Below are 24,327 nucleotides of genomic sequence, written 5' to 3' on the forward strand. Positions count from 1 at the left end.
TGTCTAGCTTCATCTTTACACATTTCATGAACTGTGTCATGAATTGCATCTAAGTTTAATTGTTTAGCTAATGTAGCTAAATCTTTCTTACCTTGAGTTGCTCCGTGTTCTGCAGCTACTCTAGCTTCTAAGTTAGCTTTTGTATCAGCAACAACTACTTCTCCTAATAATTCAGCGAATTTAGCAGCGTGTTCTGCTTCTTCGATAGCTATTCTCTTATAAGCTTCAGCAACTTCTGGGAATCCTTCTCTATCTGCTTGTCTTGACATTGCTAGGTACATACCTACTTCTGTACATTCTCCAACAAAGTTAGCTCTTAATCCTTCAATTACTCTTTCATCTACACCTTGAGCAACTCCGATTCTGTGCTCATCAGCAAATACTAATTCTCCTGCTTGTTCTACGAACTTATCAGCTCCAACATGGCATAATGGGCATTCTGCTGGTGCAGCTTCTCCTTCATGAACATATCCACATACTGTACATACAAACTTCTTCATATTCCTATTCCTCCTAAATTTTCATATATTTATTATTTTTTCTATAACATTTTCTATTATATACCACAAAAGTACAAGCTTCTATACTTTTGTGGTATTTTTTTCTTAACTCTTATGCGAAGTATCTGTTTAATAATCCTTCGAAAGCTTTTCCATGTCTAGCTTCATCTTTACACATTTCATGAACTGTGTCATGAATTGCATCTAAGTTTAATTGTTTAGCTAATGTAGCTAAATCTTTCTTACCTTGAGTTGCTCCGTGTTCTGCAGCTACTCTAGCTTCTAAGTTAGCTTTTGTATCAGCAACAACTACTTCTCCTAATAATTCAGCGAATTTAGCAGCGTGTTCTGCTTCTTCGATAGCTATTCTCTTATAAGCTTCAGCAACTTCTGGGAATCCTTCTCTATCTGCTTGTCTTGACATTGCTAGGTACATACCTACTTCTGTACATTCTCCAACAAAGTTAGCTCTTAATCCTTCAATTACTCTTTCATCTACACCTTGAGCAACTCCGATTCTGTGCTCATCAGCAAATACTAATTCTCCTGCTTGTTCTACGAACTTATCAGCTCCAACATGGCATAATGGGCATTCTGCTGGTGCAGCTTCTCCTTCATGAACATATCCACATACTGTACAAACGAATTTTTTCATAATTTTATTCCTCCTAAAATCCTTATATATATATTTAATTTTCTTAACTTCTAATTTATTTGTTCTTTTGTTTTTGTGTTTCTTGCGAATCACCCTACATCTATTATTATATAATAATAATTATTAATTACAAGTCTTTTTTGAAAAAAATTAAAAATTTTTTTCTAATTGATAATACATATCAACTAGCACTATTAGTAGCTTTATCCATTATTCAATAGATACTGATTATCAATTGATATAAACTCTAAATATAAAGAGCTGTATCATTAGATACAACTCTTATACAATATCTTAGTTATTTTAACTTTATTATTGACTTAAATAAATCTCCATCGGCTTCAATTTTAAAGCTACCATTATGAAGTTCTATTATGCTCTTTGCAATAGCAAGACCCAATCCCGATCCATCTGTACTTCTTGATGAATCTCCACGTTTAAATCTATTAGTTATTTCATTGGTATCAAAACTTAATTCATAAGCTGATATATTTTTCATTATTATAGTTACTTCATCATTTTCTTTAAACATATCAATATATACTCTTGTATTGCTTAAAGAATACTTTACTATATTAGAAAGAAGATTCTCAAATACTCTATATAATCTCTTTCCATCAGCATTTATAAATATCTTTTCATCAGGAAGATTTAACTTGATATCTAAATTACTTTCTCTAAATCTTTCATCATTTTCTCCTAATGATTGCTTTAATAATTGTCCAACATCTATTTTCGTAATATTAAGTTCCATTGCACCGCTAGCCGCTTTAGATGCCTCAAATAAATCCTCTATTAAAACCTTAAGTCTCTGAGCTTTTTTATCTAATATATTAATATAATCTCTAGCATTTTCTGGCTCTATTTCTTCTCTCTTTAATAAATCTATATAATTTATAATTGAAGTTAAAGGTGTTTTTAGATCATGAGAAACATTAGTTATAAGCTCTGTTTTCATATTTTCGCTTTTCATCTCATTTTCAACTGACTTCTTTAATCCTTCTTTTATATTATTTATATCATGTGCTAGCTCCTTAAGGTGTCCTCTTCCTTTTTCATCTATCTTATACGTTAGCTTTCCTTCTGCAGCAGCCTTAGCCCCAACCATTATCTTATCTATATAAACTAAGTCTTTAATTAACATTATTAAGTATATAATTGTTAATATAATTCCTGCAATTATTCCTATTGGCCATATATAAAAAATTGCTGATAAGAAAAATAATACTAATCCTATTGATACATATAAAGCTGTCATTATTAAGAAGGTTCTTATTATAGATCCTCTATTCATTACATCACTTAAATAATTCCAAACCTTAATAGTAAGGTTATTTTTAAATAATGTTCCTTCATTATAATTAATAATCAATACTCTTATTAATAAATAGCAAATTATTATTACTACTGTTCCCCAAACTATTGAACTTAAATTTAATCTTCTTATATAGTTATTTGAATTATAATAAATATGAGAACCTGTATTCCAAATTATCCATGCTAGGATTGCTGTTCCTATTTTATATTCGATAGGATAATCTTTAACTTTACTTATTATTTTTTCTGTTTTAACTGCTTCTACTTTATGTTTAGCTAAGTATAATAAGCAAATAATTAATGCAGCTAAAGATACTATTAATGCGATACAGTTTAAATAAAAGCTATTAACATTTTTCTTTACCTTCATAAAACTTTCATAAACCACATCTCCTGATTGAATTTCTTTAGGCATCCATATATATAATGTTACATTATGTTTTTCAGTATTATAATTGTACTCATAATAATCTTCTGTGGTAATTGAAGTTTCATATGAAGTATTGCCAAAATATTTAGAACTATAGGCATGATTATCAATAAACTTATTTAAGAAACTATTGATATCTATTTGTTTACCATTTATATAAATATTCTCTATCACATTACCATTATAATCAATATTTACTTCTTTAAAATATCTACTGTTTTTCTTTGTATATTGAATATCTTGCTTTTCTCCACCAATCCAAATATCATTTAATTTATCATAAGCTGAAAATTTTAAATTAACATATGAGTTTAACTGATTATTTAAATCACTTGCACTATTACTTTTTCTATTTAAAATATATTCACTTAACTCTTCATCAGTTAAAGTGTATTTTTCGTCTATTTTAGCTCTTTCTTCTTGCAATATTTTTTCTTGCTGCTCATAGGTTAAACTATTAAAATTACTATCATTGTATTTAGATGAACTAAACTTTTCAAACTCTGCATTTGCTTTATTATTTAACTCATTTCTGCATATATCAATATCATTTTGAGTAATATTATCTTTATCATTTGTATAGTTAGCTGACTTATAATATAATGAATATCTTTCTACTAAATTTGTATACTCATTGATATTTCCTGCTACTTGAGTTTGTGTATATATTCTATCTGGTACAACATATCCTAAGTTATCCTTAACTTCTAACAAAGATAAAATTGTAGTTGTTAATACTATTGCTGTTATAATATAAATTATACTTCCCTCAAATTTATTACCCTTAAAGATATTCTTTCTTTTTGATTTTTCACTTTTTTTCTCTATAATTTCCTGCTCATTGTTTTCATCCTTAGTATTTTTCGATTTTATATCCAATTCCCCACACCACCTTTAAATATTTAGGATCCTTAGGATTAATTTCAATCTTTTCTCTAATCCTTCTTATATGAACTGCTACAGTATTTTCAGCATTATAACTTGGCTCTTTCCAAACTTTTTCATAAATTTCATCTATAGAAAATACTCTTCCTTGATTTCTAAGTAATAACTCTAATATTCCAAATTCAGTTGCTGTAAGTTTTATTAATTCGCCATCCACTAATACCTCTTTAGCCTCGGGGTTTAAAGATAATCCTCCACTACTTATTATTTCAGTTGTTTCTTCTTTTGTATTAGCATAATTTCCAAAGACAGTATATCTTCTTAATTGTGATTTAACCCTTGCTATAAGTTCTAATGGGTTAAATGGTTTTGTTATATAATCATCAGCCCCCATATTAAGCCCTAATATTTTATCAGTATCTTCTGATTTTGCAGAAATCAAAATAATAGGTATATTTTTTTCTTGTCTAATTTTCATGGTAGTTCTAAGACCATCCATATTAGGCATCATTATATCCATTAAAATAAGCTGTATATCTTTTTCCATTAATGCTTCTAATGCTTCTAATCCATCATAAGCCTTTATAACATTTATTCCTTCGTTTCTTAAATATATCTCAATAGCATCAACTATTTCCTTATCATCATCTACTACCAACACATTACTTTTTATCATTTCTAACAACACTCCCTTCGTATTGTATTATTATACCATGTCACTCATTTTATATTTATATACTAACAATAAAGTCTTAAAAAAAATTTATCATATTTATTAAAAATTTATTAATATCGATAAATTATGAACTTAATCTTAAATACCGTGATACCGAAAATTAATGACTATAAAGCTTAAATTTTCAATTTAAGTCCGAACCTTCTAAAGTTAATGACTTGTCTACAATCTGTAACAAAAATCGTTACCTATACGGTTAGAAGTATTCCATTTTTACTTTTAACTGTAGTTAATATTTTTCAATCATACAAAAAAGCTAGTAATACGTGTTTTGTATTACTAGCTCTAAAAATTACATAGTTAATAAAAATCCTGCTATTGTAGCACTTAAAAGATTAGCAAGAGTTCCTGCTATTATAGCCTTCCATCCTAAACGTGCAATATCACCTTTTCTACTTGGTGCCATACCACCTATACCCCCAATTAAAATTGCTATAGATGAAATATTAGCAAATCCACACAATGCAAAAGTAACTATAGCTATTGTTTTTGATGATAATGTCCCCATTATTTCTGAAAGACTAGTAAAAGCTACAAATTCATTTAATATAACCTTTTGACCTATTAATGAACCAGCTGTTACTGCCTCACTCCATGGTACACCTATAATAGCTGCCACTGGCGAAAATATATAACCTAAAATAGATTGTAAACTTAAATTTCCTAAACCAAACCAGCCACCAATCCAGCCTATAATACCATTAATAAGTGCTATTAAAGCAACAAAGGCAAGTAATATAGCTGCAATATTAAGAACTAACCCTAATCCATCTATTGCTCCCTTAGCTGCTGCATCAACAACATTTGCTGAATCATCCTTAACCATTTCTATTTGATCATTGACATTTGCTTGTTTTATTTCTGGTATTATAATTTTAGACATTATAAGTCCTGCTGGTGCTGACATAAAACTTGCAGATACTAAGTATTCTATTGGTATACCAAGTAATGAGTAACCAACTAAAATTGAACCTGAAACTGATGCAAGTCCTCCAACCATAACTGTAAATAATTCTGATTCAGTAAGTTTTTCAACATATGGCTTAATTAAAAGTGGTGCTTCTGTTTGACCTAAGAATATATTAGCTGATGCTGATATAGTTTCTAACTTTGATGTTCCTAAAAGCCTAGACAAAGCTCCACCTATAATTTTTATAATAAATTGCATAATTCCTAAATAATATAATACTGATACTACTGCTGATATAAATATAATTACTCCTAAAACATTAACAGCAAATATACTTCCATCGTTAGTTAAAGATCCAAATAAAAATTTAATTCCTTCATTTGCATAATTAATTACTGATTGAACTCCTAGTGCTATTTTGCTTAACACATATTTACCTACACTCCATTTTAAAGCCGCAAGTGCAAATGCAAATTGAATTAAAAATCCAATTATTACTGTTCCCCAATTAATCTTTTTCTTATTATTTGAAAGCAAAAATGCTACAAGAAATATAAATGCTATTCCTATAACACAATTTAATATTGCCATAATATCACTCCATCCTTTGTTAAATATTTTTTCTTATTTAGTTTTATCAAAAATATAATATTATATTCCAAATATACAAATATAATCTTAAGCATAACTTACTATTAATAACAACAAATAAGTTCAATTAACTACACTTTAATCTAGTTAATTGAACTTTAAATGTACACTATTACTAAAAGTTATATTATCTAATTTCTTTTCCAAAAGGCATTAATGATAATTTCGCCATTTTTAAAGATTGCATTGCAAATGGTATACCTATAATAGTAATACATAAAAATAAAGCACTAATTAAATTTGCAACGCATAACTCTAATCCTCCAAATATTATCCATAATATATTTAATATTAGACTTCCACTACTATCACTAACTGTAACTACCTCTTTTCCAAAAGGTGTAAATTGTAGTCTTGCCATTTTAAAACATTGTATTCCAACTGGTATTCCTATAATACTGATACACCAAAGCGTTCCTATGAATAACCATCCTAAAGCTCCAAAAAAACCACCAAATATTATCCAAACTATATTTCCTAAACACGACATTTTTATCGCCTCCATCTTAATCTCATTTGTTATTCAAAAACTTTTTCATATCATATTTGAAATAAATTACATTTCTAATAATACTTTTATTTTTTCTAATCTTATAGTATAAAAAATAACCTCATAGATTATATAACGATATCTATATAAATATCAATAATAATCTATGAGGCTTATTTAAAAACTTATCTTTTTTTATTATTTAATAGTATAGCTTGATACTATTTCTCCAAAATATAATGTATGGTAATCTTCTAAGGGATATTTTTCATCATTTATAGTTTTATCTAAATTTTTTTCACTCATGGTTGTTTTATATACTACCTTACATTCAAAATGCATTCCTTCTACTTCTAATACTGGTGTACTAATCTTTTCACTATTTACAGTTGATATATTTAACTCTGCTAATTTATTCATATCTTTTCCACTTTTACTTCCTAAAAAGGCTAATTCCTTATTCATCTTTTCATAAGGTATTGTAACTGTAAATTCTTTTGATTTTTCAAGAATTCCATATGTATATCTTTGAGGTCTTACCATTACCATAAATATAGGCTTTCCCCATATGAAGCCAATGCTCCCCCAGGCTATAGTCATTGAATTAACCTTATTACCAGTCTTAGTCGTCAAAAATGCTCCATTACTTAATATCTCCATATTCCTCTCTAAATTTTCATTATACTCTACACATTTCTTTAGCATAGTATATCCCCCTTTTTTTTTATTAAGACCCTTAATTAATAATTATTATAAAGAACTTTATATTTATAATATTATACCAATTTTTCCCACCAATATCAAAGTATACGCTTTTCTTGACTTATTATAACAATCTACTATATAATTAATTATTATTTAAAATATTATTAATAAATTATTATTGCATTGAAAAGGAGTAGTACTATAAGCTTGTAATCTTTAGAGAGCTGTTGGTTGCTGAAAAACAGTGATACATGTATAGGAACTTGCCTTGGAGCTTACTTGTCAAAAGCAAGTACGGAGTCCCCGTTACGGATTTGAGTGAGAATTTAGTCAGCGTCAAGTGATAGACAGCAAGTTATTATATTTGCTAGCTTTAAACTAAACTGCTAATTCTAATAAGAGTGGTACCGCGAATTTAGCTTTTCGTCTCTTAATTGAGATGAAAGGCTTTTTTTATATATTTTTATAAATTTAGGAAATAATTATAAGTAGTTAGTAGTTTTTAGTTACTAGTTAAGGTTGGAACTCCTATATAAGTTCGTTAACCACTAACTACTAACTCCTAACTTCAACTATACCTAAGGAGGTTTTTAACTATGAGTAACTACGGAACTGCCGTTGATAAAAAATGGCAAAAGAAGTGGGAAGAAACTGAACTTTACAAATTTAATCCAGATGCAGAGGGCGAAAAACTTTATGTTTTAGAAATGTTCTCTTATCCATCAGGAAGCCAATTACATGCTGGTCACTGGTTTAACTATGGACCTGTTGATTCATGGGCAAGATTAAAGAAAATGCAAGGATATAATGTATTCCAACCAATGGGGTTTGATGCTTTTGGATTACCTGCAGAAAACTTCGCAATTAAAACTGGAATTCATCCATGGGATTCTACTGAAAAGAATATTAAAACTATGGAAGAACAATTAAAAGCTATGGGTGCTATGTTTAACTGGGAAAATGAAGTTATAACTTGTACTCCTGAATATTACAAATGGACTCAATGGGTATTCTTACAATTATTAAAAAACAACTTAGCTTACAGAAAGAAAGCTCCTGTAAATTGGTGTCCATCTTGTAACACAGTTTTAGCTAATGAGCAAGTTGTTGATGGTGCTTGTGAAAGATGTTCAACTGAAGTTACTAAAAAAGACTTAACTCAATGGTTCTTCAAAATTACAGAATATGCTGATGAACTATTAGAAAAACTAGATACTTTAGATTGGCCTGAAAAAACAGTTGCTATGCAAAAACACTGGATTGGTAAATCTACTGGTGCTGAAGTTAACTTTAAAGTTAAAGGTTCAGACATTAATTTTGATGTATTCACAACAAGGGTTGATACTTTAAATGGTGTTACTTATGTTGTTTTAGCTCCTGAAAATCCATTAGTAGATGAATTAACTACTGCTGATAATAAGGCTGCTGTAGAAGAATATAAGGAAGCTGCTAAAAAACAATCTGATATAGAAAGACAATCTCTTACAAGAGAAAAAACTGGTGTGTTCACTGGTTCATATGCTATAAACCCTATAAACGGTAAAGAAGTTCCAGTTTGGGTTGGAGACTATGTTCTTGCAACTTATGGTACTGGGGCTGTTATGGCTGTTCCAGCTCATGATGAAAGAGACTTTGCTTTTGCAACTAAATTTAACTTACCAATAGATCAAGTTATAACTAGTAAAAAAGGTGTAGAAGTTGAATTACCATATTGTGAATATGGAGTTTTAATTAATTCTGGAGAATTTAATGGATTAACTACAGAGCAAGCTAAAGAAGCTATTGTTGAAAAACTAGCTAAAGATGGCGTAGGTTCTGCTAAAGTTAATTACAGATTAAGAGACTGGTTAGTTTCAAGACAAAGATATTGGGGTGCTCCAATTCCAATAATATACTGTGAAGATTGTGGCGCTGTTCCAGTTCCTGAAAAAGATCTTCCAGTTGAATTACCATACAATGTTGAATTTGCTCCAGACGGTAAGTCACCACTTGCTAAATGTGAGGAATTCGTTAATACTACTTGTCCTTGTTGCGGAAAACCAGCTAAGAGAGAATGTGATACTTTAGATACATTCGTTTGCTCTTCTTGGTACCAAATGAGATATGTAGATAATAAAAATACTGAAATTGCATTTGATAAGGCAAAGGTAGATAAGATGCTTCCAGTTGACAAATATGTTGGTGGACCAGAGCATGCTTGTATGCATTTATTATATGCAAGATTTATAACTAAAGCTTTAAGAGATATGGGTTATTTAAGCTTTGATGAACCATTCAAGAGCTTAACTCACCAAGGACTTATCCTAGGACCAGATGGATTAAAGATGTCTAAGTCTAAAGGAAATACTATCTCTCCAGATGATTATATCCAAGAATATGGTGCAGACGTATTTAGAATGTACTTAATGTTTGGTTTCGCTTATGTTGAAGGTGGAGCTTGGAGTGATGATGGTATTAAGTCTGTTGCTAGATTCGTAGATAGAATTGAAAGATACTTAACTATCTGTAGAGAAGCTATCGAAGCTGGTGATAACAATAAAGATACTATGGATAAAGCTGAAAAAGAATTAAACTTCTGGTTAAATAACGCTATTAAAGGTGTTACTGAAGATGCAGATAAAATGCAATTTAACACTGCTATAGCTAGAATGATGGAATTCATAAATGCTCTATCTAAATATGTTCAAGAAGAAACTAAAAACTTAGCGTTCTTAAGAACTGTATGTGAAAGCTTTATTAAGATCTTATCTCCATTTGCTCCTCACTTTGCTGAAGAACAATGGTCATTATTAACTGGTAAGTATTCAGTATTTAACGAACCTTGGCCAACATTTGATCCTAAGGCTCTTGTTAAAGATGAAATTGAAATAGCTATCCAAGTTAATGGTAAAATCAAAAATAGAATTAACGTTGCTTCTGACTTAACTGAAGAAGGAATTAAAGCTGCTGCTTTAGCTGATGAAGCAATTGTATCTGCTACAGAAGGAAAAACTATAGTTAAAGTTATTGTTATAAAAGGAAGACTTGTAAATATAGTTGTAAAGTAGTATAAATTAAGTGAGAATACAAATTTCAATTTGACTAGTTGAAGGTACACTTTAGTGTACTCAGCTACTATAAGGATTCAAGTTTCCTTAAATAAAACAGAGACTATATCAAATTAATTTACACACCCAAAAATTTGATATAGTCTCTATTCTTTTATATCTTAATTATAAGAATAATATTAAGACTTAGTTTTTAACTCAAAAATGTACTTATAATTGCAACTCCAATATATAAATAAGGACCATACTTAGCAATTAAGCATTTCTTATTAGTATTTTCAATAATTGTTTGGCTTGAAAGCTTCTTAAATATAATGCTTAATACCTTAAATAAAATAAATCCTAAAATCGTTCCTAAAGTATTCATTATTAAATCGTCAATATCAGTTGCTCTGATAGTAAATAATTGTCCTAATTCGATAATTAACGAAAATAAAAACCCTAAAAATACTGTAGGTAAAAACTTTCTAAAATTTTCCCATAATGTAGGTAATAAGAATCCAAATGGAATAAAAAATAGTATATTAAGTATAGATGAAATATGAATTCCTGTACTAAACGGTATAAGATTCAAAACTGGCTGAAATATAGATCCTCCTGCAATTATTCTTCCTTCTATATCACTTAGTGCTGGAAATCCTACAATATCTTTTAATGAAACTACAAGATAAAACATAAATATGTATCCAAATAAGTAATGCTGCCATTTTATTTTATTTTCACATTTATTCTTTTCACTTAAAAATCTATTTAAAACTGTTAATAAAATCATTGATAATACTATTGCTAATAAATAGCTTTTCATCATATACTTCTGCCTCCTCTGGCCTATTATTTTTCTACTAGCTTTAGTATAAACTTAATTATTTAATTATAGCTTTCATATTTCTTAAAATATTATTAAAACTAATTGAAACGAGTTTTCTCCAATTCAAAATATATATTTCATTGAAAGCTTAAATTAAAATATGCTAATGTAATATTAAATATTTTATAAATTTGAGGTGGAAAAATGAATATAAGAATAGCAAAACCTGAAGATGCAAAAGAACTTCTAAATATCTATAAATACTATGTAAAAAATACAGCAATAACATTTGAATATGATGTACCCTCTATTGAAGAATTTTCAGAAAGAATTAAAAGCATTTTAAAGAAATATCCTTATTTAATAGCTGAAAACGAAGGTGAAATTTATGGATATGCTTATGCAGGTGCATTCAAAAGTAGACGAGCTTATGATTGGGCTGTTGAAACTTCTATATATGTAAAAAATGGCGATTCAAGACATGGAGTTGGTACTTTACTTTATAAAGAATTAGAAAAATATCTTAAGCTTCAAAATATTATTAATGTTAATGCTTGTATTACTTATCCTAATGAAAAAAGTGAAGATTTTCATAAAAAGTTTGGATATAAGACTGTTGCTCACTTTACTAAATGTGGTTATAAGTTTGGACAATGGCATGATATGATTTGGATGGAAAAATTTATTGGTGAACATCCTGATAATCCTAAGAACATAATCCCTTTTTCTAAACTTAATTTATAAATAAACATAAAAATGTTCTATTCTATAATTTTTTAATGTTTACTATAAAATAGAACCTATTAATAAATCAAATAAAACTATCTCACTTATATTGAGATAGTTTCATAAACTAAGTTTTTTAATTATCTATAACATTCTTATATCCAATGTAAGTAGCATAAAAATATCCACCATAAACTACTAAAAATATTAATGCTGTTACTAATGCGGAAAATAAAATATCATAATTCCCAAAAGTTTTTAAATACTGCTCTACTATATTTATTCCTATAATAGAATGTACTATTGCAAGGGATAGTGGCAACATAAAGAAAGTGGTAACCTCAATTAAAATACTCTTATTAATTTGACTTCTCGGTGCTCCAAGTTTCTTTAATGCTTCATACCTTTCTATGGAATCATTACATTGCGATAATTGTTGAAGTGCTAATACCGCTGCACTTGCAAGTAAAAATACTACTCCAATATAAATTGAAATAAAAAGTATTATTGTTGACATACCTGTATTAGCATCATAAGCAATTTCCCTAGTCATACCTGATAATCTAATTTCATCCTGTAAGCCTTTGTTATCTATATTTATATATTTATCTAATAATAAATTTACTTCTTCCTTCATTTTTTCTTTATTTTGACCTATATAATTAATATTTATATATTCACTCACTGGTACTAAGCTATCCAAAAATGAATCTGGCATAATTAAAGAAAATATATTATTACTAGATTCTGATGTTGCTATTGAATCCTCTAAAATATTCTTTTCTTTAATTTTATAAGTTTTATTATCTATAACTATTTCATTATTTTCATTCAAAAATCTATTTATAGTTGGAATAAGATTATCATAATTTGATGATAAATAAATTTCATCATCTTTTAATTCTAAAGTTTTTTCTCCAAGTAATTCTCTATTTTTATTAAAATCTGAAATAGCTATAGCTTGCGTTTTTTCAAATACTGGATTGAAATTTATAAGTTCTGAACCTGTATCAGTATATCTTCCTAATATACTTTTCAAACTAAAATCTATAGAATAAATATCCATTGTTATATATTTAGTATTTTCATTTAAATCAATCCCATAATTAATCAAAGCTTCCTTAATAGGAATATTACTTGCTTCATTATCCTTTCTTAAAGAAAATGATAAATCAAAAGGTGTATACTCTTTTATGCTAGTTTCAAAAGACTTTTTCATACTAAATCCTGTTGTTAATATACCTATAGTTATAAACAGCATTAAACAAATAACTGTCATAGAAAGAAAATTAGTATTAAATTTGCTTGTTATTTGTCTTACTGTAAATGCATTAAGTTTATTAAAATATGCTTTTTCGCCTTTCTTTAATATTGATAATAAAACTGATGAAAGACCAAAGAAAAATCCCGTTGTTCCTATAATCCCCAATAAAATTGATGTTAGAAATCTTGTATCAGTAAAATCTAAATTAGTAACTGTCGCAAAATAATAAGCAACTATTAAATTTACTATAGCTAAAATAAGAATTATCCATGATAATATAGTATTTCTGACTTTAATCTTTTCACTTTTTTTAGATGAATTTATTAAATCTATAAGATTGTATTTTGAAATTACTATTATATTAAATATTACAACCACAATATAAATTAATCCAAAGTAAGTTATTGATTTTAAAATTGCTTCACTTGAAATTACAAATTTATATTTTGATAGTTCAAGTAAAAACATTTTCACTGTTAATAAGGATAATCCCTGTGACAATACTAAACCTAATAATAAACCAACTATAAGTGATATAAATCCAACTATTAATGTCTCTATAAATAATATAAATGATATCTTACCTTTATTCATACCAAGCATCATATATATTCCAAACTCTTTTTTCCTCTTTTTTATTAAGAAGTTAGTAGCATATATAATAAGTCCCGCTAATATAAATGAAACAAATATTGATACTCCACTCATTAAATTTTTCATAACTTCTACATAGCTTGTTTGAACTGTATTCATTCGAGATATTGCCATTTGTGAATCTAATGAATTAAAGCAATAAAATATACAAACTGCAAATGTTAAAGTTAAAAAATAAATTGCATAATCTTTAAAACTCTTTTTAATATTTTGAGTTGCTATTTTAGAATACATCTGAAGTGTCACCTCCAAGCAATGTAACTACTTCAATTATCTTATTAAAAAATTCTTTTCTACTATCATTTCCTCTAACAAGTTCATTAAATATCTTTCCATCCTTTATAAATAGTATCCTATGTGCATAACTAGCTGTAAATGCATCATGCGTAACCATTAAAATAGTTGCCTCTAAATTATTGTTTAATTCTTCTATTGAATTTAATAACATTTTAGATGATTTAGAATCTAATGCTCCAGTTGGTTCATCAGCTAATATTAATGATGGATTAGTTACTATAGCCCTTGCCGCTGCAACTCTTTGCTTTTGTCCTCCTGACATTTCATAAGGATATTTATTTAATACTTCTGTTATCCCTAAGCTTTCTGCTGACTTTTCTATTAATGCTCTTATTTCCTTACCTTTCATTCCACCTATAGTTAATGCAAGTGATATATTTTCATATGCCGTTAAGGTATCTAAAAGATTAAAATCTTGAAAGATAAACCCTAATTTATTCATTCTAAACTTATCTAATTTCTTGCTCTTAAGTCTTGTTATATCTTCTCCATCAATTTCAATACTACCTGTAGTTACTTTGTCTATTGTTGCTATACAATTAAGTAACGTTGTTTTGCCACTTCCTGATGGTCCCATTATTCCAATGAATTCACCCTTTCCTATACTAAAACTTATATTATCTAAAGCTTTTGTTACATTATCTTTATTTCCGTAATATTTTTCTATGTTCTTTATATTTAAAATATCTCTCATAAATTTAAACCTCCAATTTCTCAGTATTACTGCCTTCTTTAATCACAGTATATAATTTAATGAAAGTTCAATCTATCGAAAAGTCTTTCAACTTTCTTTCAATAATGTAAGATTCTCATTACTCCAAATCCCAATATTCCTTTACTCACACAGTTACGTTATATTGGGCTAATGCTTGTAAGGTCACCTAATGGGAATATAATATTAACTTTTGTTCCTATTTTATATTTTGATGTTAATGTAATATTTAGTCCTAGCTTTGTACAAAGCTTTTTACTTAAATACAATCCTATTCCTGTTGACTTTCCAAATACCCTACCATTTTGCCCTGTAAATCCTTTGTCAAAAACTTTGTCTATATCTTTATGGATTATTCCAATGCCATTATCCTCTATGCTTAATATAACCTTATCATCACTTTTCTTAGTATAAGCCTTTATTATAGGACTTTCACCATTTCTAACATCACTATTTTTCTTATACTTAATTGAGTTTACTATAATTTGATTAATAATAAATTCAACCCATTTTTCATCACTTATTACTGAATCACTTATATCTTTTATATCTATTTGAAAGCGCCCATTTATTAAATCATACCTATTATTCCGTATAACTCTTTTTATTGTTTCCTTTATATCAAACTCTTTTATAATATAATCTTTACTTACATCTGTACTTCTTGAATAATATAAAACCTGTTCAACATAACCTTCTATTTTGTTAGTTTCATTTTGTATTATAGTCTTTGCTTTTCCCTCACTATTTTCAGCAACAAGTTTTGTTAATGCAATTGGAGTTTTTATTTCGTGAACCCATGCTTCTATATATTCTCTATATTCACTTTGCATTATTTTATATTCATTTACATGTTCATGCATAGCTCTATTACTTGCTTCTAAAATCTCATATAATATTTGCCCTTCATAGCTTTTAGGCCTTTTTATTATCTCTGGAAGTAAATACTTTTTATCTAGTTTATTGCTTATTTCTATTAATTCATCATAGAACCTCTTCTTCCCAATAAAATCTAAAAGCATATATATTAAAACTGGCATAAACCATATTAAAAATAAAATCATTATAATTTCTATGCTAGTTTCTGCTAATCTCATTATTATTGCACAAAATAAAAACGTAATTATATTTAGTATGAAAAAGGGCAATTTACTTATAATATATTTTACTAAACTCATAGCAAGCTGTACCCTATTCCTCTCTTAGTTTCTATAGCCTCCTTAAATCCTATTGAATCTAATTTTTTCCTTAACCTTGCAATGTTAACAGATAAGGTATTCTCATCTACAAACATATCTGAATTCCATAAATAATCCATTAATTCATCTCTAGCTACTATAACTCCCTTATTTTTAATTAAACAACTAAGTATTTTAATTTCATTTTTAGTTAAATCTACAGTTGAATTATTAAACTCCATTACCCCTGTTGTAACATTAAGCTTAAGACCTTTATGTTCTAATATTTCCTGATACTTTCCACCTGAAGTTCTTCTTAAAAGCGATGCTATTCTAGCTAAAAGAACTTGAGTATTATATGGCTTTGTAACAAAATCATCTGCCCCTAAATTCATGCTCATAATTTCATCCATATCACTATTTCTGCTAGTAACAATTATTATTGGAGTATTTTTAACTTTTCTTATTTCACGACATATATAATATCCATCATAGTAAGGTAAATTTATATCGAGTAAAATTAAATCTGCATTATCTTTTAAAAGTGTTTCCATAATATTATCAAATTTATCTGGGCCATAGGCTTCATATCCATATCTTGAAAGAAAATCTATAAGTTCATTCTTTAAATCTTTATTATCTTCAACAATTATAATTTTTTCCAATTTTATCACCTCATTGCTATTATATTTAACTTTACCTAATAAGTCTAACTTCTATTCACCTTATACCAGAATAATAAAAAGAGGCTAGCTTTTACTAGCCTCAAATCTATTTTAAGTTTATAGTTACCTTTTCACTTTCATCAATAACTAAATCTGTAGTTACCGGAATAGCTATAGTATACTTCTTACTTGGATCAATTTTAGTTAATTTAACAGTTACTATTTTTTCTTCAATATCATTTAAAGTTGTCATAGCTCCTTCAAAAGCGCAAGAATCATTCATATCTTCATCAAATAAAACAATACTAGATAATAATTTATAATTATAGTTGCCATCAATTTTCATAACCACTTCAGTATAATCATTATAAGGTATAATATCTTTAACTATTATCTTATCAATATTATTTACAGCTATCTCTTTACCAATTAAAGAATCTATACTTTCAAATGCATTATCCCTATCAATATCAATATTATAATTTACACTACTTAATGCATGCCCATCACTTAACTCTTCTTTTGTAGGTTTTCTTGATATAATTTCATTACTTCTATTAGCACTACTTTCATCTACTGATGAAGCCTTTAATAAATAGTAACTAAAGCTTTCAATTTCTTTATTTATAGCTTGATTTCCATCTGCTTTAATAATTTCAATATACTCTGTATTACTTAAATCATTTAAAATATTATATGAGTATTCATACTTTCCATCATTGCTAACACTTCCCGATATAAAATCTAATAACAGCATTTTCCCATTGTTATCTCTAACAATAAACTTATTTTCATCTATTCTAAAGTTTTCATAATCGCTAGTTATTCCTGAAAGTATTAATCTATTATTTAATGGTGTAACAACTAATTTTTCAATATTCATTTCTTCATTAATAAGATTTAAACTTTTGTTGACTTCATAAATATTAGATTCACTACCTTTTATAGTTTTAATATTAAAATCCCAATTTCCCTTTGCCAAAGTCTTTCTTCCTCTAGTAAAGTTATTTATATCTAAATCTATATTAACTTCATTTCCTAAATCAATACCTGAAACATTAACTTCTAATATAACCGCTGCTGTACTTTCATTAACAATAGTTACCTTAGGCCCCCAACTACTTGGCATTTCTCCATTAATAAGTACATTTAAATCAATATTTAAAAAATCTTTAGGACTTCTCCATTCATCATATCCAACAAATTTATCTGATTCAACAAGTAGTGATGCAAGTAAAATATTATCATCAACAACAACCTTATTAATGGTAACATTAACACCTTTATCCTCAACTGTTATATTTACATCATTACCTAACTCTTCATATTTATTTGAAGCTTGTTTGTATACTCCATCATTAAAATATTCAAATATATCTCCAACTATAGGAATTGCACTTACTATATTAGGGTTAATAATTCCTGCCATTGTTGTTCCTGCTACTATAACAACGGCTGCTATTGCACTTCTTTTAAATATTAACTTTTGTTTTTCCTTTTTCTTATCTCTTTTTCCCCTTTCAAATCCCTTTAAAACAGCATCATCTAATTCCTTAGGTATTTTTATCATATCTTTAATATTATTATCCATACTAAATTAACTCCTTTTTCATATCATTTCTCAAAATAGAAAGACCTTTATATAAGTTAGTTTTAACAGTATTTTCTGGCATTTCTAGAATCTCTGCTATATCTTTAAAAGTTAAATCCTCAAAATATTTTAATACAATTATTCTTTTATACTTTTCATCAAGCTTATCTAATGATTCCATTAAAAATAACCTTTCATCATTGTCATCATACTTTGCATCTATCTTACTTAGTAATTCTTCCTTCTCCATGCATACTACCTTGCTTTTTTTATTATAAAAATCTGTAGCTACATTAATTGCTATCCTCATTATCCATGTATTAAAAAACTTTGGTTCTCTCAAATCTCCAATTGATTTATATGCCTTACAAACTACTTCTTGTACAATATCTAATGCGGCCTCTTCTTCCTTAACATAAGCAAATGCCGTTCTATAAATCTGCTCTTTACATTGATTCATAAGAATAATAAAGGCTTTGTCATTACCCTTAATGGCTTTCTTTACTATCTTCTCATCAAACATATATGTTTCTCCTTCTACTTTTTAAAATTTAACTACTCATAGGTACCTATATAAATTAGACCTTAACTTTTGAAAAAAAGTTTTAATTATTTTATTATAAATAAACATTATATATAAACTAAACCTCCCTATATATTTTAACTAAAAAAATAGAGTGTTGATCTATTTTACTCAACACTCTATTTGACAGTTACTTTATATATTTTTAATTTTATTTAAAATAAACTCCACTCCAAATGCAATTACAAATTACGTAATTAAAACTACTACAAAATGATAATACAGTCTAAAATTCTCTTATTAATAGCTTACCAGTATTTTATATCTACATTCTGTATACTACTTTTATACATCTCAATGTCTTTTCTATATCCAAAAATCTTACTAACCCTTTATTGTAAAATAAATCATAGTTAAATTCTTTCTTCAATTCCATTGATATTGTTTTTAAATATTTATTAAACTTTTCATCTGTCATTTTATCTATATTTTTATATATTATTTCTATGTTATTATTCAAATTAACTTCCTTCTACTATGTTTTTAGATTTTATAAAAAAAAGACTTTAGCATAAACTAAAGTCTTATAACACTCTAAAATTATCTTCTATTTTGCTCTTTTTTAGCTCTTCTACAAGAAATACATCTTGTTGGTTCATTTGCAAATCCTTTTTCTTTATAGAATTCTTGTTCTCCTACAGAAAATACGAATTCACTTCCACAATCTCTACATACTAATGTTTTATCTTTCATAATAATTCCTCCTGAATTTAAGGTTCTAAACTGATATAATATTTTCTAATTCATGAGAAACTATTTATCTAATTAAAACTTATTTATTAGCAATTATGCTATTCATTTATAATAACACATTTTTAATTTTATTACAAGCATAATCTTTATTATATTTTAAAAATTAACTTCATAGTGGCTATTAATAACTATATTAATATTTATTTAAGTATATTATTAAATTAATTAAATGCATCACATTAATTACAATATACATACCAACTAGTATCTTTCCTGTAAGTATCGATCTTTTCATTTGTGTAATATTAGATTTCTCACTTCTCCAATACCAATAAATCAATACTAATGCCATTAACCCAATCTTAAAAAAATACGGTTCTAAACCATATATCATTATATTAAAAAATATATTTTCTTCACTAAATAAGTTAGGAGCTTTCCATATTAAAAACTTTGTAACTATTAACTCTAAAATATTTAATATATATAAAGCAACCAAAAACTTACCTAATTTTTGTCTACTATTACCTCTTATATCAATTACCTCACATCTCATACACCCTACCCCAAACTACTCTAATAATTTAACTTAATCAAACACTCTATAAATATATTATTTCCAATTTATGTAAATAAGTCAATATTTTTAGTTCGATTTTTTTCTTAAGTATTTTAAACAATAAAAAAAGTGCATTAGGGAGATGCCTGCACTTTTTTATAGATATATATATTTAAATTATTAGGGGATATTAAGAGTATGTCCCCTTTTAGAAATATTAAACATAAAAATAAAAAAACTTATTCAATATCATTTAATACAATTTTAAATTCTTCTAATACTTGAGATACCAACCTTTCATCTAATTTTTCATAATACTCTAAAAGATTAGATTCTTGAATTGCTTCAAAAGCTTTTCTACTTGATTCCATCCAGTTTTCAGGTATATATACCCATACTATTTCTGTATAACTACAGCTTAATAAAAAATGCTCCATTCCAAAAAAGCTATAATCTTCAATGTTATGAATCTCATTAAACTTCTTATAATCCTCTACTATTTGTGAAGTTAATTTATATTCATAAATATCAGCATAAAAGAAGTCAAACTCTTTACTTTCAGCTTCTAAGGCATTGCAGCATACAATCTTTATCTTTGGATTTTCTTTGAAATTGCTATAATATAAATCAATTACATCTTGGCTTATTTCATAAACTACTATTTCTTCTACCTCTGCCTTTTTAGCCATTTCTTCTACTACATATCCAAGTCCTAAACCAACAACACCAACTCGTCCCCTAGCCATCTTTATAGCAAAATAAGAAGATTGTATTTCTAATGGTGTTAGTCTCATCCAAATATGATTAGGTCCATGTAACTCTAATATATTCACCTCATACTCGTCTTCTTTTTGATGCAAATATCCTTGTACAATTCCTTTTAATCCCTCTATAGATTTTATTTCATAGTCACCAATTTTTCTTTTATTTACTTTATTATTATATTCATTTATTTTATCTAAAACATACTTTTTATCAAAAGGCTTCAAAATTAACAATCCTCTCTTTACAACATATTCCTAACTTAAATATTATGTTAACTGACTCTTTTTCATTATACAAACATTATTTTTCAAGCTATCAAAAACTATTATAATCTAGCTCTTAATAGATAGTATCTTCAATACCTTTTTATATTATATTGCCAATTTATTGAAATTTCAATAATAAAGTCGACCTTAGCCGACTTTATTATTACTATATTTTTATTTTTTAGTATATGGTGTACTTAATGAATAAATGTCTTCAAAATTAGAACCTGGTATTTTATATGAACCCTGTCCATTCCAATCATTATAATAATTTTTATGATAATAATTAACAAATTCTAATGAATTATTATCATAAATATTCTTATTGCCATTACTAACAAAATTATTATATCTTACAATATTATAATGACTTCCCTCTATAATATAAAGTCCATAATTTCCATTATTAATTATACTGTTTTCTTTTATTATGACACCGTTAGATTCTCCAACATCTTTTGCTGTTGATAAAAGTAATCCATTAATAAAGTTATTCATTATATTATTTTCTAATATCTCCGTAGAATCATTTTTACTAATTAATATAACTCCATTTCCTTGGCTTCCATTTAAATTATTTCCCTTAACAGTATTACAAATATTATTATAATAGAAATAAATTAATGAAAAACTAGTTTTTATATAATCATTTTTTTCTATATTATTTTCTCTTACAGTAAAGTCATTATCTATAATATTGTTAGTTGAGTTATCACTGTTTAGATATACTCCACAAACTAAATTTAAAGCCTTATTGGACTCTCCTCCAAATGATGCTACATTTTCTTTTAATTCTATTTGATTTTCTCCAATCTCATTATGATTATTATTAGAATCTAATAATAATCCTATAAAGGAAACGTCTTTAATGATATTTTCATTTGAATTTAAGCTATAAGCATTACTGTTTACATAAATATAATTATTCTTTATACTATTTGAATTATTTTCATTTGAACAAAGAATACCATAAAATCCTATTTCACCATCATTACAATTAACTTCAAATTTATTAACATCTATTCCTATATTATTTTCCTCAATATTTACTTCTGTATTATTATAATCTAAACAAATAGAGGATATTTCAACTTGTACTAAATTACACCTTTTAAAATTTAAACTATTATTTTTAATATATAAATTATTGTATTTTATAAGTGTATCATGAGTTGAAAAACTATTTATACAATATGCATTAAGAGAGTATGAATCTAGATCTGATATTTGAATATTACCATTAATAATTTCTACTTCATTATTCATTATATAAATGGTTGTTGAATTTCCAGTAATTATACCAGCATAATCATCCCTCAAAAGTTCATCAATTATTGAACTTATATTAATAGCAATAGTATTATTTTGTATTATTACTTTTCCTGAATCTAATATAAATATTCCTATACTTGAATTTTTTGATGAAAATATCTCATTATTCTTTATTCTAATTTCACTGCTTCTATTTGATACAATAGATTCTTCATTTTCTTTAAAAGACATATACTGAATAGAAATTTCTTGTGAAAATTCTATATATATAGCTATCTTACTATTTTGTATAATAAAATTCTTTAAATTTACAGCATGTTGTCCAATAATACTTATAGCTATGTCATTGTCTCCAATAATTGCTCCGGCTCCATCAATTGTAACATCACTAACTTCTATTAAAAATAATTTTCCCCTCTGATCCTCTTTATTATCCAAAGTTGCAATTCTAGTTTCTTTATTCCAAGTTCCAATGTCTACTTTATTACCATCAGCATTTATCCATCCATTTTCATTATTTAAAAATATTACGTCTTTTATATTTTCTATCATTGAATGAGTAGTATTATAATAATCCCTATGTGGGTATCCACTTAATACATTCTGTTTTAATATATGCTCTTCCATAAGTCTTCTCCCAATTAGTTATATAAAATATACTATTCATAACTTATCCTAATTGCTAGTAACTTTATATAAGACAAGTCATTTTTTTACAATTTACTTATAAAAAACATATTGCTATTTCCGAGTAATATGGTATACTATAAACATAATTTGAATAAATTCAAGAGGTGAATATTATGAATAAATTTTTAGTAAGTGAAGAAGCATATAACGAATTCAAGGCTTTTCTTGTAGAAAACGAAGTAGAAAATTTTAGCATAAGAATTAACTTAGCTGGTTTTGGATGCAGCGGTCCAGCTTTTAACATAACTGTTGATGAGGCAAAAGAAGGAGATGTTACTGAAAAGATTAACGACATAACTTTAATTGCTGAAGAAAAATTAGTTGATGAATTCGGTGGATTCAGATTACTTTCATCTGAAGAAAATGGTGGTAGAGGATTATCTTTAAAACCAGTTATTGAAGTTGAAGGTGGTTGCGGTTCTTGTGGTGGTGGATGTCACCACTAAGATAAAAAAAGCTAAGCAAATTTGCTTAGCTTTTTTATTATTCTATTTAACTGTATTTTCATACGTAAAACTATACTCTATATACTTATTATTAACTTCTTGAATTCCCTGTAAAATATCAACCCAATAATCTTCTTTAATCATCTTCTTTTCTTTTTTACTTTCAGGTACATTACAATTTTCTTCATAGAAGTTGTTAAAATAACTATTTAAGTCTGCTGCCATATCCTTTAATGTTTTAAAATCTTCTGCTGTTTTACCTTTTAATTCTATAACATCAATTTTTTTTGTCATGTCATTTTGAATATATGAATAAATTAATTCTTCTACTTCAAAATATAATTCATTTTTAGTTTTCGTATTTACAACTATATTTTTATTTTTATTTTTAAAATTTCTTAATGTCTTATTATCATCAGCAAGATAATTATTCCAAAGACTTAATTCTGCTTCTGAAATCTTACTATAATTTTTATAAAGCGTTAAAAGATCTACATTATTAACACTTTCTGCATTAACACAACTATCTAATATAGAAAGTATAGCTTCATTTCTAAACCGTATTTCTTCTATTTTACTATAATTTTGTTTTCCCAGTTCATAACGATACTTCTCATTTAAAATAGCCTGATAAATATTAGCTGTAAAGCTTATCATTAATATAACAACAATAATTATAAAGCAATTATCTTTTATATTAGTTTTAATCTTCATTCGCCACCCCCGCTTACCCTTAGTATACCATAATAAGCCCAAAGTGACAAACTAACTAAATTTTTAACTATATTGATAATGAAAAATGGAATATTACTTTTCTGAGAAGCGATGAAAT

At 26.9% G+C, this 24,327-nt stretch carries 23 protein-coding genes and 1 other annotated feature; of the genes, 3 read left to right on the top strand and 20 right to left on the bottom strand.

Annotated features, from left to right (window positions below; all coding sequences use genetic code 11):
- The 7 genes from I4V51_RS01705 to I4V51_RS01735 all read right to left on the bottom strand — a co-directional run.
- Positions 1-500, bottom strand: a 500-nt coding sequence (locus tag I4V51_RS01705) for an NADH peroxidase (RefSeq protein ID WP_195986608.1), incomplete at its 3' end; no start/stop codon positions are given.
- Positions 501-612: 112 nt separating this feature from the next.
- Positions 613-1,155, bottom strand: a complete 543-nt coding sequence (locus tag I4V51_RS01710; RefSeq protein ID WP_195986609.1) for an NADH peroxidase — start codon at positions 1,153-1,155, stop codon at positions 613-615.
- Between the two features lie 298 nt (positions 1,156-1,453).
- Positions 1,454-3,781, bottom strand: a complete 2,328-nt coding sequence (locus I4V51_RS01715) for a HAMP domain-containing sensor histidine kinase (protein WP_195986610.1) — start codon at positions 3,779-3,781, stop codon at positions 1,454-1,456.
- A complete protein-coding gene (locus I4V51_RS01720) occupies positions 3,756-4,463 on the bottom strand; it encodes a response regulator transcription factor (RefSeq protein WP_195986611.1) in 708 nt (235 codons plus the stop codon). The genes I4V51_RS01715 and I4V51_RS01720 overlap by 26 nt, the downstream gene beginning before the upstream one ends.
- Before the next feature lie 352 nt (positions 4,464-4,815).
- Positions 4,816-6,024, bottom strand: a complete 1,209-nt coding sequence (locus I4V51_RS01725) for a NupC/NupG family nucleoside CNT transporter (RefSeq protein WP_195986612.1) — start codon at positions 6,022-6,024, stop codon at positions 4,816-4,818.
- A gap of 187 nt (positions 6,025-6,211) precedes the next feature.
- Positions 6,212-6,574: a YccF domain-containing protein gene (locus I4V51_RS01730; RefSeq protein ID WP_195986613.1), complete on the bottom strand. Its 363-nt coding sequence runs from the start codon at positions 6,572-6,574 to the stop codon at positions 6,212-6,214.
- Between the two features lie 198 nt (positions 6,575-6,772).
- Positions 6,773-7,279, bottom strand: coding sequence for a flavin reductase family protein (locus I4V51_RS01735; RefSeq protein WP_195986614.1), 507 nt, complete (start codon positions 7,277-7,279; stop codon positions 6,773-6,775).
- 174 nt (positions 7,280-7,453) lie between these two features.
- Positions 7,454-7,713 (top strand) — a binding site (T-box leader).
- A gap of 162 nt (positions 7,714-7,875) precedes the next feature.
- Here I4V51_RS01735 and leuS point away from each other — a divergent pair.
- Positions 7,876-10,326, top strand: a complete 2,451-nt coding sequence (gene leuS, locus I4V51_RS01740) for a leucine--tRNA ligase (RefSeq protein WP_195986615.1) — start codon at positions 7,876-7,878, stop codon at positions 10,324-10,326.
- Between the two features lie 193 nt (positions 10,327-10,519).
- Here leuS and I4V51_RS01745 read toward each other — a convergent pair whose 3' ends face one another.
- Complete coding sequence (locus I4V51_RS01745; protein WP_243281357.1) at positions 10,520-11,134, bottom strand: VanZ family protein; 615 nt, start codon at positions 11,132-11,134, stop codon at positions 10,520-10,522.
- Positions 11,135-11,338: 204 nt separating this feature from the next.
- Between I4V51_RS01745 and I4V51_RS01750 the strand changes: the two genes are divergently transcribed.
- A complete protein-coding gene (locus tag I4V51_RS01750; RefSeq protein ID WP_195986616.1) occupies positions 11,339-11,878 on the top strand; it encodes a GNAT family N-acetyltransferase in 540 nt (179 codons plus the stop codon).
- A gap of 118 nt (positions 11,879-11,996) precedes the next feature.
- Here the strand turns inward: I4V51_RS01750 and I4V51_RS01755 are convergent, their stop codons facing one another.
- From I4V51_RS01755 to I4V51_RS01805, 11 genes are all read right to left on the bottom strand, one after another.
- Positions 11,997-14,012, bottom strand: coding sequence for an FtsX-like permease family protein (locus tag I4V51_RS01755; protein WP_195986617.1), 2,016 nt, complete (start codon positions 14,010-14,012; stop codon positions 11,997-11,999).
- Positions 14,002-14,769, bottom strand: a complete 768-nt coding sequence (locus I4V51_RS01760; RefSeq protein WP_195986618.1) for an ABC transporter ATP-binding protein — start codon at positions 14,767-14,769, stop codon at positions 14,002-14,004. Before I4V51_RS01760 ends, I4V51_RS01755 begins: the two co-directional genes overlap by 11 nt.
- A gap of 158 nt (positions 14,770-14,927) precedes the next feature.
- Complete coding sequence (locus I4V51_RS01765) at positions 14,928-15,965, bottom strand: sensor histidine kinase (RefSeq protein ID WP_195986619.1); 1,038 nt, start codon at positions 15,963-15,965, stop codon at positions 14,928-14,930.
- A complete protein-coding gene (locus I4V51_RS01770) occupies positions 15,962-16,630 on the bottom strand; it encodes a response regulator transcription factor (protein WP_195986620.1) in 669 nt (222 codons plus the stop codon). The genes I4V51_RS01765 and I4V51_RS01770 overlap by 4 nt, the downstream gene beginning before the upstream one ends.
- 106 nt (positions 16,631-16,736) lie before the next feature.
- Positions 16,737-18,221: a DUF4179 domain-containing protein gene (locus I4V51_RS01775; RefSeq protein WP_195986621.1), complete on the bottom strand. Its 1,485-nt coding sequence runs from the start codon at positions 18,219-18,221 to the stop codon at positions 16,737-16,739.
- Between the two features lies 1 nt (position 18,222).
- The gene (locus I4V51_RS01780) at positions 18,223-18,744 is read right to left on the bottom strand and encodes a sigma-70 family RNA polymerase sigma factor (RefSeq protein ID WP_195986622.1); all 522 of its coding nucleotides are present in this window, start codon (positions 18,742-18,744) and stop codon (positions 18,223-18,225) included.
- Positions 18,745-19,069: 325 nt separating this feature from the next.
- Positions 19,070-19,264, bottom strand: coding sequence for a hypothetical protein (locus I4V51_RS01785; RefSeq protein WP_195986623.1), 195 nt, complete (start codon positions 19,262-19,264; stop codon positions 19,070-19,072).
- 80 nt (positions 19,265-19,344) lie between these two features.
- Positions 19,345-19,497: a zinc-ribbon domain-containing protein gene (locus I4V51_RS01790; RefSeq protein WP_195986624.1), complete on the bottom strand. Its 153-nt coding sequence runs from the start codon at positions 19,495-19,497 to the stop codon at positions 19,345-19,347.
- 193 nt (positions 19,498-19,690) lie between these two features.
- A complete protein-coding gene (locus I4V51_RS01795) occupies positions 19,691-20,053 on the bottom strand; it encodes a DUF5658 family protein (RefSeq protein ID WP_195986625.1) in 363 nt (120 codons plus the stop codon).
- A 242-nt stretch (positions 20,054-20,295) separates the two neighbouring features.
- Positions 20,296-21,045: a hypothetical protein gene (locus I4V51_RS01800; protein WP_195986626.1), complete on the bottom strand. Its 750-nt coding sequence runs from the start codon at positions 21,043-21,045 to the stop codon at positions 20,296-20,298.
- 216 nt (positions 21,046-21,261) lie between these two features.
- The gene (locus I4V51_RS01805) at positions 21,262-22,986 is read right to left on the bottom strand and encodes a NosD domain-containing protein (protein WP_195986627.1); all 1,725 of its coding nucleotides are present in this window, start codon (positions 22,984-22,986) and stop codon (positions 21,262-21,264) included.
- Positions 22,987-23,162: 176 nt separating this feature from the next.
- On the opposite strand from I4V51_RS01805, the gene I4V51_RS01810 reads away from it, so the two are divergent.
- Complete coding sequence (locus tag I4V51_RS01810; protein ID WP_195986628.1) at positions 23,163-23,495, top strand: HesB-like protein; 333 nt, start codon at positions 23,163-23,165, stop codon at positions 23,493-23,495.
- A gap of 42 nt (positions 23,496-23,537) precedes the next feature.
- Here the strand turns inward: I4V51_RS01810 and I4V51_RS01815 are convergent, their stop codons facing one another.
- Entirely contained in the window at positions 23,538-24,209 is a 672-nt protein-coding gene (locus tag I4V51_RS01815) for a hypothetical protein (RefSeq protein ID WP_195986629.1), read from the bottom strand.
- Between the last annotated feature and the right edge of the window lie 118 nt (positions 24,210-24,327).

This window comes from Clostridium sp. D53t1_180928_C8, assembly GCF_015667795.1.
GTDB lineage: Bacteria > Bacillota > Clostridia > Clostridiales > Clostridiaceae > Clostridium.